This is a genomic window from Micromonospora palythoicola, from assembly GCF_036689795.1.
Classification (GTDB): Bacteria; Actinomycetota; Actinomycetes; order Mycobacteriales; family Micromonosporaceae; genus Micromonospora; species Micromonospora palythoicola.
The window spans coordinates 1-8,785 of the sequence record NZ_JBAGKI010000113.1; the positions used below are offsets into that span (position 1 = coordinate 1).

General features: G+C 71.0%; 8 protein-coding genes. 1 reads left to right on the top strand and 7 read right to left on the bottom strand.

Annotated elements, in window-relative coordinates:
* Window positions 1–99 precede the first annotated feature (99 nt).
* Entirely contained in the window at window positions 100–1,683 is a 1,584-nt protein-coding gene (locus V5O40_RS27330; RefSeq protein WP_332908124.1) for a Rieske 2Fe-2S domain-containing protein, read from the bottom strand.
* Between the two features lie 190 nt (window positions 1,684–1,873).
* On the opposite strand from V5O40_RS27330, the gene V5O40_RS27335 reads away from it, so the two are divergent.
* On the top strand, window positions 1,874–2,095 hold the full coding sequence (locus V5O40_RS27335) for a DUF2631 domain-containing protein (RefSeq protein ID WP_093401678.1): 222 nt from the start codon (window positions 1,874–1,876) through the stop codon (window positions 2,093–2,095).
* 171 nt (window positions 2,096–2,266) lie between these two features.
* Here V5O40_RS27335 and V5O40_RS27340 read toward each other — a convergent pair whose 3' ends face one another.
* From V5O40_RS27340 to tsf, 6 genes are all read right to left on the bottom strand, one after another.
* Window positions 2,267–3,376 (bottom strand): DivIVA domain-containing protein, encoded by a 1,110-nt coding sequence (locus V5O40_RS27340; protein WP_332908125.1) that lies wholly within the window; start codon window positions 3,374–3,376, stop codon window positions 2,267–2,269.
* Window positions 3,377–3,407: 31 nt separating this feature from the next.
* Window positions 3,408–4,559: a 23S rRNA (adenine(2503)-C(2))-methyltransferase RlmN gene (rlmN, locus tag V5O40_RS27345; protein ID WP_332908126.1), complete on the bottom strand. Its 1,152-nt coding sequence runs from the start codon at window positions 4,557–4,559 to the stop codon at window positions 3,408–3,410.
* 104 nt (window positions 4,560–4,663) lie between these two features.
* Window positions 4,664–5,950, bottom strand: a complete 1,287-nt coding sequence (locus V5O40_RS27350; protein ID WP_332908127.1) for a phosphatidate cytidylyltransferase — start codon at window positions 5,948–5,950, stop codon at window positions 4,664–4,666.
* 279 nt (window positions 5,951–6,229) lie between these two features.
* Window positions 6,230–6,787 carry a ribosome recycling factor gene (gene frr / locus V5O40_RS27355; protein WP_332908129.1) on the bottom strand — a complete coding sequence of 186 codons (558 nt, stop codon included), beginning with the start codon at window positions 6,785–6,787 and terminating at the stop codon, window positions 6,230–6,232.
* An 80-nt stretch (window positions 6,788–6,867) separates the two neighbouring features.
* On the bottom strand, window positions 6,868–7,635 hold the full coding sequence (gene pyrH, locus V5O40_RS27360) for a UMP kinase (RefSeq protein ID WP_093401681.1): 768 nt from the start codon (window positions 7,633–7,635) through the stop codon (window positions 6,868–6,870).
* 154 nt (window positions 7,636–7,789) lie between these two features.
* A complete protein-coding gene (gene tsf / locus V5O40_RS27365; protein WP_332908128.1) occupies window positions 7,790–8,617 on the bottom strand; it encodes a translation elongation factor Ts in 828 nt (275 codons plus the stop codon).
* Window positions 8,618–8,785: the final 168 nt, after the last annotated feature.

Consider the following 8,785-nt stretch of genomic DNA (forward strand, 5'->3'; position numbering starts at 1 on the left):
GGCGCCGCCGGCCACAACGCCGCCCAGCGCATCCTCGCCGACCGGGGTCGGTAGGCGAGGCGTCGGCGTCCCCGGCTGGGGCCGCCGACGCGGACGGGCTCAACTCGCCGGTGGGGCGGCCTGCGCGACCGCGACATCCTCGCCCACCCGGTGGGCGCGGACCTTGTGGCCGACGCTGGTCAGGCAGCGCCCGCTGGGCAGGTCGAACCGCCAGCCGTGCAGCTGACAGGTGAGCTGGTCGCCGTCGACGATGCCGAACCGGCTCAGGTCCGCCTTCAGGTGCGGGCAGCGCCGCTGCACCACCCAGTCGCCGAGGGTGATGTCCTCGGCGTCGACGGCCCGCTCGTGCTCGTCGTACCAGCCCTCGGCGTACTGGAGGCGCTCGGTGGAGAGGCACTTGAAGAAGGCGTAGACGAACTCGTTGTACTGCCCGATCCGGGCGGCCGAGAAGCGGCAGGACAGGAAGAGGGAGTTGACCCAGTCGACCTCGCCGATGTGCAGCAGGTGCTCCACCAGCGCCCGCTCGGTACGGAACCGGTAGCGCACCTTCTCGTCGGCGTACGGCCGCACCTGCTTGCCCGGGAAGTCGACCACGATGGATTCGATGCTCTCACCGTCGTAGCCGACCAGGTCGAAGCGGACCGGACCGCCGACCCCCTTGGCCAGGTAGATCGACTCGTCGAGCAGCGGTTCGACACGCCGCTTCAGCTCCTTGAGCACGTCGACCTCGGGGTGCCGCCAGGACGCCTTCTCCGCCTCGATGATCGGCCGCTTGCGCTCGCGCATCTCCTCCAGGTGGGCGACCTTGTTGGCGAAGAACTCCTCGACCGGCACCGGGTGGGTGGTCGTGGCCCCGGTGGTGGTGACCTCGGTGACGCTGCCGGGCAGCAGCACGATGCCGTTGGTGCCGCCGACCTTGGCGTACTCGGACAGGAAGACCGACTGGTCGGGGAAGATGTTCCCCTCGTCGCCGAAGATGTCGTTGAACTGCCACAGCTCGTCGTCGAGGAAGCACGGCGGGCCGGCGATCGGGAAGACGTGGTCGGCCTTGAGATCGTCGATGTAGCGCCAGGTGCGGTCGAACTGCCGGTCCCGCTTCTGCTTGCCGAACGCGGTCTTCGCCGCGCTGGGCAGCTCGTAGACCATCGGGTACCAGATGGCGCCGGAGAACTGCAGCAGGTGCGCGTGCACGTGACCCAGCTCGGCGAAGGTGCTCAGGTCGGTCGGGCGGGCGTCGTTCTGGTTGAGCAGCCGGACGCCGTCGTACTCCACCCAGAGCGAGGAGTCACCGATCGGACCGTCGGTCGGGCTGGTCAGCGCCTGGATCATGATCTTCAGGCCGCCGTCCAGCTCGACGACCTCCTCGTTGCGGGTCTTCAGGAACTTCGTGAAGCCCAGCTCGCGGAACTCGTCCTCCATCTCGGAGGTGGGGAACTCGGGCAGCAGCACGGTCGCCTTCTTCGACACGTACCGCTTGAGGTGCGCCGCGTCGAAGTGGTCCCGGTGCAGGTGGGAGACGTACAGGTAGTCGACGTCGCCGAGCGCCTCCCAGTCGAGCCGGGAGTTGTCGGGGAACGGGAACCAGGAGGCGAAGTAGGCCGGATTGACCCACGGGTCGCACAGGATGCTGCCGGCGGCCGTGTCGATCCGCATGCTCGCGTGCCCCGTACCGGTCACTCGCACCGCAGTTCCCCCTCAAAACGACAATCAAGGTGTACGCCCCAGAACGCTACCGGAGGCAGTCTGGTCCTCGCCCCGCGACGCCGGTAGTGCCCTTCCACCCACCGGAGCGGGGCCCATCGGCCCTGGCCGGAAACCGTCCCGGGGGACGTGCCAGACTAGCCGGAGATCCGTTCGCGAGGAAGGACCGACAGTGGCAGGCAGCGAGCCGGTAACGTCGCCAGACCAGCACAAGCCCGGGCACCGTAAGGCCGGGCGGATCGGCGCGGTGCTCACCGCGTTCGCGCTGCTGGCCATGCTCTGCGGCAACCACGAGGGCAGGGTCGAGAACCTCTGGCTGATCGGTCTGGCCGCGCTGCTGCTGCTCATCGTGATCGGTGACGTGGTGCTGCGCCGCAACGGCCTGCGCTCCTGACGATTCCGGCGACCCGCGACCGTCCGCGCGGCTGAGCGACCGGACCGCGTTGCGCGGCACCGGCGACCCGGAGGCGGCGGACGACCTCGGCCCACCGCCGTCACCTGCCCGAACGAGCGAAAAGGGCCCGGCTCCGATCTCCGGAGGCGGGCCCATCCGCGTTGGTGCCGCTCAGCGGCCGAAGAGGATGTCCTGCACGTTCTTCAGCGCGGCGTCGACCTCGGCCTCGAAGTAGCCGCCCTGCACCAGTCCGAAGCGCAGCGTGTCCAGGTCCTTCGGGTTCACCGGCATCTGGTTGCGCCCGGCCATCCCGCCGAGCAGCGACTCGAAGAACCGGTCCACCTGGTCCGGGTCGTACCCGCTGCCGAAGCGACGGACCTGGAAGCTGCGGCGGATCTGGTCCACCCGGTAGAGGTCGCTGCCGGGCGGGCCAGCCATCGGTGGCCCACCCATCGAGGGACCGGCCATCGCGGGCGGACCGCCCATCGCCGGGGGGCCGCCCATCGGAGGGCCGCCGAGCGCCTGCTGCGGCAGGCCGGGAGGCCCGGCCGGGCCGCGCCGCGGATCCCGATCCGGCAGCCTGATCTCGGCGGTCATGTCGGTACGGCCGTGCCGACCCGCCTCGAACCCGTCGAAGCGCTGCTCATCCGGGGGGCCGTAACCACCGGGGCCGTCCGGCGGACCGTAGCCGCCCGGCGCGTCCGGCGGACCGTAGCCGCCGGGGCCGGCGGGCAGACCACGCGGTGGAGGCCCGCCGTGGCCCATGCCGCCGGGAGGACCCATCGGCGCACCCGGACCCATCGGGGCGGCCGCCCCGCGCGGGCCGTCGTAGCCACCCCGGGGAGCATTGTCGTACCCGCCGGCGAAGGCACCCGTCGGCTCGTCGTAGCGGCCGTAGGGTGGCCCGGCCTGCGCCGGCATCGCCCGGGGTGGCATCGGCGGCTGCGGCACCGGGGACATGCCGCGGTCCTCCCGCATGCCGGGGCCCATCCGGTCCATCGGGCCCATCCGGCCGTCGCCGCGACCGGACATGCCGCCGCGCTCCTCCAACTCCGCCAGCTGCCGTTCGACCCGGTCGAGGTGCAGGTCCACCTGCCACTCGTCATAGCCGTTGAAACGAACCCGGAAGACGACGTCGTGGACCTCCTGCGAGGCCACCGGCGCTCCGACCGGCTGCCCGGCGAGTGTCGCCTCGACCCGGTCCAGGAAGGCGTCCACCTCGTCAACCTTGTATCCCCGGCGGAGCGCCTTACGCCGGAAACGCTGACCCTGACTCGCCACTATGTCTCCTGGTCTCGTTCGCCACGCCCGGTCACTCCGTCATCTCCCCGGCCGGGTCGGTGCCACTGTCCTCCGCGGCGGCCAGCTGCCCACATGCCCCGTCGATCTCGCGACCTCGGGTGTCCCGCACCGTGGTGGACACCCCGGCGTCGCGCAACCGCCGGACGAACTCCCGCTCGACCGGCTTCGGGCTGGCGTCCCAGCGGCTGCCCGGAGTCGGGTTCAGCGGGATCAGGTTCACGTGGGCCAACTTGCCGGCCAGCAGCCGGCCGAGCAGGTCAGCTCGCCACGGCTGGTCGTTCACGTCCTTGATCATCGCGTACTCGATCGACACACGACGGCCCGTGCGGGCCGCGTAGGCCCAGGCTGCGTCCAGCACCTCGCACACCTTCCAGCGCTGGTTGACCGGCACGAGTTCGTCGCGCAGCTCATCATCGGGGGCATGCAGCGACAACGCAAGAGTCACCGAGAGGTCTTCGCTGGCCAGTCGGTGGATGGCCGGCACCAGCCCGACCGTGGAAACGGTGATGTGCCGCTGCGACAGACCGAGCCCCTCGGGTGCCGGCGCGACCAGGCGACGGATCGCGGCGATCACCCGGTTGTAGTTCGCCAGCGGCTCACCCATCCCCATGAAGACCACGTGCGACAGCCTCGGTGGTGACCCGGCGACCTTGCCGGCGGCGGCCACGCCCGCCAGGTACACCGCCTGGTCGACGATCTCGGCGGTGGAGAGGTTGCGGGTCAGGCCGGCCTGGCCGGTCGCGCAGAACGGGCACGCCATGCCACATCCGGCCTGGCTGGAGATGCAGACGGTGACCCGGTCCGGGTAGCCCATCAGCACGCTCTCCACCAACGAGCCGTCGTGCAACCGCCACAACGCCTTGCGGGTCGCGCCGTCGTCGCAGGCCAGCTCGCGTACCGGGGTGAGCAGCCGGGGCAGCAGCTGGTCGGCCAGGCGGTCGCGGGACGACGCCGGCAGGTCGGTCATCTGCGCGGGGTCGCGTACCAGCCGGCCGAAGTAGTGGGTGGAGATCTGTCGGGCCCGGAAGGCCGACTCGCCCAGCTTCGTGACCAGGTCCTTGCGGCCGGCGAGGTCGAGGTCGGCGAGGTGTTGCGGTGGCATCGCCGCCCGGCGCGCGCCAGGCGCGTCCGGGTCGACCGGGATCAGGGGAAGACTCGTCATGGCACGTCCAGTCTGGCACGCCCGGCCCGGAACACACCCCTGCGGAGGCGCCGGATCCGCTCCCGCACCGTCCGTCTCCCGGTCCCGCCGACGTGGGCCATGCCTCAGTTCACCGCCGGAACGAACACCACGAGCAGCAGGTACGCCGTGGGCACCGCGAACAGGACGGAGTCGAGCCGGTCCATCAGGCCGCCGTGCCCGGGCAGCAGGTTGCTCATGTCCTTCACGCCGAGATCTCGCTTGATCATCGACTCGGCGAGGTCACCGAGGACCGCGGCGCCGGAGACCGCCACCCCGAACACGGCACCCCACCAGGGCGCCACGTCGAACAACAGCCAGAGCAGCAGCGCGCTGCCCAGGGCCGCCGCACCGACCGAGCCGGCGAAGCCCTCCCAGGACTTCTTCGGGCTGATCGTCGGCGCCATCGGCCGCTTACCGAAGTTGGCGCCGGCCGCGTACCCCCCGGTGTCCGAGAGCACCACCGCGACCAGCGTCACCAGCACCCGCAGTGCACCGTCACCGGGAGACGACGCGAGCAGGGCGGCGAAGCCGCCGAGGAAGGGCACGTACACCGAGATCAGGGTCGCCGCGGTCATGTCCCGACGGAGATCGGCCGTACCGTCGCCGAGCCGCCAGACCAGGGTGCCCGCCACGGTGACCAGCAGGCCGAGCAGGAGCGCGTCCAGCCCGGCGAACCAGGCCAGGGTCACGGTGAGCACCCCACCGGCGACCAGCGGCACCAGCGGCACCTCGGCGCCGCCGCGGCGTACCGCGCGGGACATCTCCCAGATGCCGACGCCGAACGCCGCGACGAGCACCAGCAGGAACGCCGGGGTGTAGAGGAACAGGGGCAGCAGCACCGCCGCGCCCAGGCACACCCCGACCGAGATGGCCGCCGGCAGGTTCCGCCCGGCCCGGCTCGCGCCCTGCTGGGTGGCCGGCCGACCGGCACCGGCCCGACGCCGGCCCCGGTGGCGCCGACCCGGACCGTCGGTCCCGTCGGGCTCTGGCGTCCCGAGGTCCGCGTTCCCCGGTGGGACGGCGGCGAGCTGGGTGGTCGGCGCGTCGTCGTGCTCCCGCACGGGCGTCAACTGGGTGGTGGGTGCCTCGTCGTGGTCCCGACCGGCACCGACCCGCACCGGCGCGATCTGTGCGGTGGGTGCGTCACCGTGGTCCAGGTCGCGGGGTGCGCCGTGTCCGTTCGGTGGCTGGTCCCAGCCGCCGGGTCCACGCCCGTTGCGGTTCTCCGGGGCGGGCCGGTCGCCGCCGTACCGGCCACGGCCCCACGGACCGGGTTCGACGTCCGGGTCCGGCCAGGGCAGCGAGGTGGGTCGGTCCGGGCGATCCCAGTCACGGGCCTCGGCGCCGCCGTAGGGGTCGAGGTGGGACATCACGCACCAGGGGGGAGCGGTACGAGATCCACCACTTGACGCACAGCCACTACCATCCCCTACCCGCGCGAGGCGCTCCGTCTATGTGCCGGCCTGTCGGCTGGCCGATCCCCACCGTTCACCGTCGGGTCACCGGGAATCGTGCCGAGCCTACTGCACCCGCCCGCCCGGCAGGACGTACCGGTGCCCGCTCCCACAGCTCTGATCATGAAGTTGTCACCACGCCACGCCGGTGGCGAGGGCGACAACTTCATGATCAAGCAGGTGGTGACCTCGGCGTCAGACTTCCAGGAGCTCGGACTCCTTGTGCTTGACCAACTCGTCGACGTGCGAGACGTAGCGCTGGGTCAGGTCGTCCAGTTCCTTCTCCGCCCGCCGGCCCTCGTCCTCGCCGACCTCGCCGTCCTTGACGAGCCGGTCCAGCTCCTCCTTGCCCTTGCGGCGGATGTTGCGGATGGCGACCTTCGCCTCCTCACCCTTGTGCCGGGCCACCTTGATCATGTCCCGGCGGCGCTCCTCGGTCATCTGCGGGAGCAGGATGCGCAGTTGGTTGCCCTCGTTGTTCGGGTTGACCCCGAGGTCCGAGTCCCGGATCGCCTTCTCCATCGCATTGATCTGCGAGTTGTCGTACGGCTTGATGATGGCCATCCGCGGCTCGGGAACGGCCACCGACGCCATCTGCGTCAACGGGGTCGGGGTGCCGTAGTAGTCGATGATGACCTTGGAGAACATGGCCGGAGTGGCGCGACCGGTGCGGATGGCGCCGAACTCCTCCTTGGCGTGCTCGACCGCACGCTCCATCTTCTCCTCGGCCTCGAGGAGGGTGTCGTCGATCACCGGTCTCCTCGCCTCCTTCTTGTGCTCGTCGTGGGCTTGTCGGGTCACCGGGACCGCCGAGATCGCCGTCGGCGGTCGGCTCAGGTGGTGATCAGCGTGCCGATCTTGTCGCCACCCACGGCCCGGACGATGGTGTCGTCGCCCTGCGCGCCGAAGACCAGCATCGGCAGGCCGTTCTCCATGCAGAGGCTGAAGGCTGCCGCGTCGGCGACCCGGAGGTTGCGACGCAGCACCTCGGAGAAGGTGATCGAGTCGAACTTGCTGGCGGTCGGATCGATCCGGGGATCGGCCGTGTAGACGCCGTCCACGCCGTTCTTGCTCATCAGCACGACGTCCGCGTGGATCTCCAGCGCGCGCTGGGCGGCCACCGTGTCGGTGGAGAAGTACGGCATGCCCGCGCCGGCGCCGAAGATGACCACCCGGCCCTTCTCCAGGTGCCGGATCGCCCGCAGCGGGATGTACGGCTCGGCCACCTGGGCCATCGTGATGGCGCTCTGCACCCGGGTCTCGATGCCCTCCTTCTCCAGGAAGTCCTGGAGGGCCAGGCAGTTCATGACCGTGCCGAGCATGCCCATGTAGTCCGCCCGGGCCCGGTCCATGCCCCGCTTCTGCAACTCGGCGCCCCGGAAGAAGTTGCCGCCGCCGACCACCACGGAGACCTGCACACCCCGGCGTACCACGGTGGCGATCTGCCGGGCGATGGCCTGCACGACATCCGGATCGACACCGATCGCGCCGCCACCGAACACCTCGCCGGACAGCTTCAACACCACCCGCCGGGCCCGGCCGGGCGGTGGTGCCGTCGGATCGTCCGCCGCCAACGTCCGGTCACTCACAACCTGCGTCATCCGCCCGTCCTTCCCCCACTGGCGCGCCCAGGTGCGCGTACCTGCCGCTGCCGACCTTATGGGACGAGGAGGCCGCGGTGTGTGTCGCGTACACCGGCGGCCTCCTCGTCTCGTCGTTGCTCCCAGCCCACGGGGCGGTACGCCCCGAGCCGGCTCAGGCCTGGCCGACCTCGAACCGCACGAAGCCGGTGACCTCGATGCCCGCCTCGGCCAGCACCTGCTTCACCGTCTTCTTGTTGTCGGTCACCGAGGACTGCTCCAGCAGGACGAAGTCCTTGAAGAAGGAGTTGACCCGACCCTCGACGATCTTCGGCAGCGCGGCCTCGGGCTTGTTCTCCTCGCGGGCGGTCTGCTCGGCGATGCGCCGCTCGGACTCGACGACCTCGGCCGGCACCTCGTCGCGGGTGAGGTACTGCGGCCGCATCGCGGCGATCTGCATCGCCGCGCCGCGCGCGTCGGCGTCGCCCGCCTCGTCGGCCTTGCCGGTGTACTGCACCAGCACGCCGACCGCCGGCGGCAGGTCCTGCGCCTTGCGGTGCAGGTAGACCGCGACGTTGCCGTCCAGCTTGGCGAACCGGTTGAGCACCAGCTTCTCGCCGATCTTGGCGGACTGCTCCTGGACCAGGTCGGCGACGGTGCGGCCGTCGATCTCGGTGGCGAGCAGCTCCTCGGCGTTGCTGACGCCGGCCCGCTCGCCGTGCTCGACGAGCTGCTGCGCCAGCGCGATGAAGCTGTCGTTCTTGGCGACGAAGTCGGTCTCGCAGTTGAGTTCGAGCAGCGCCTTGCCGGAGTGCGCGACCAGACCGTTCGCGGCGGTCCGGCCGGCCCGCTTGCCGACGTCCTTGGCGCCCTTGACGCGCAGGATCTCGACGGCCTTGTCGAAGTCGCCCTCGGCCTCGGTCAGCGCCTTCTTGCTGTCCATCATGCCGGCGCCGGTCAGGTCGCGGAGCTTCTTGACGTCCGCGGCGGTGATCTGGGACATGGCTCTCTCTTCGGTGTTGAGACTGCGTGGAATGGTCTGAGGTGACGATTACCCGGTTCCGAGAGGTTCGTGCCCGGTCTACCCGCCGCGGGGGACCGGCCCGGGGACGGGGGGGGTGCGGCCGGCGGGGCGGGGACGGGCCGGGGGCGGCGGCCGGCGGCGCCGCGG

Bases quoted from the DNA above. Each gene is read 5' to 3' on its own strand.
- V5O40_RS27350 (WP_332908127.1), bottom strand. From the start codon at position 5,950: ATGTCCCACCTCGACCCCTACGGCGGCGCCGAGGCCCGTGACTGGGAT.
- rlmN (WP_332908126.1), bottom strand. From the start codon at position 4,559: ATGACGAGTCTTCCCCTGATCCCGGTCGACCCGGACGCGCCTGGCGCG.
- pyrH (WP_093401681.1), bottom strand. From the start codon at position 7,635: ATGACGCAGGTTGTGAGTGACCGGACGTTGGCGGCGGACGATCCGACG.
- tsf (WP_332908128.1), bottom strand. From the start codon at position 8,617: ATGTCCCAGATCACCGCCGCGGACGTCAAGAAGCTCCGCGACCTGACC.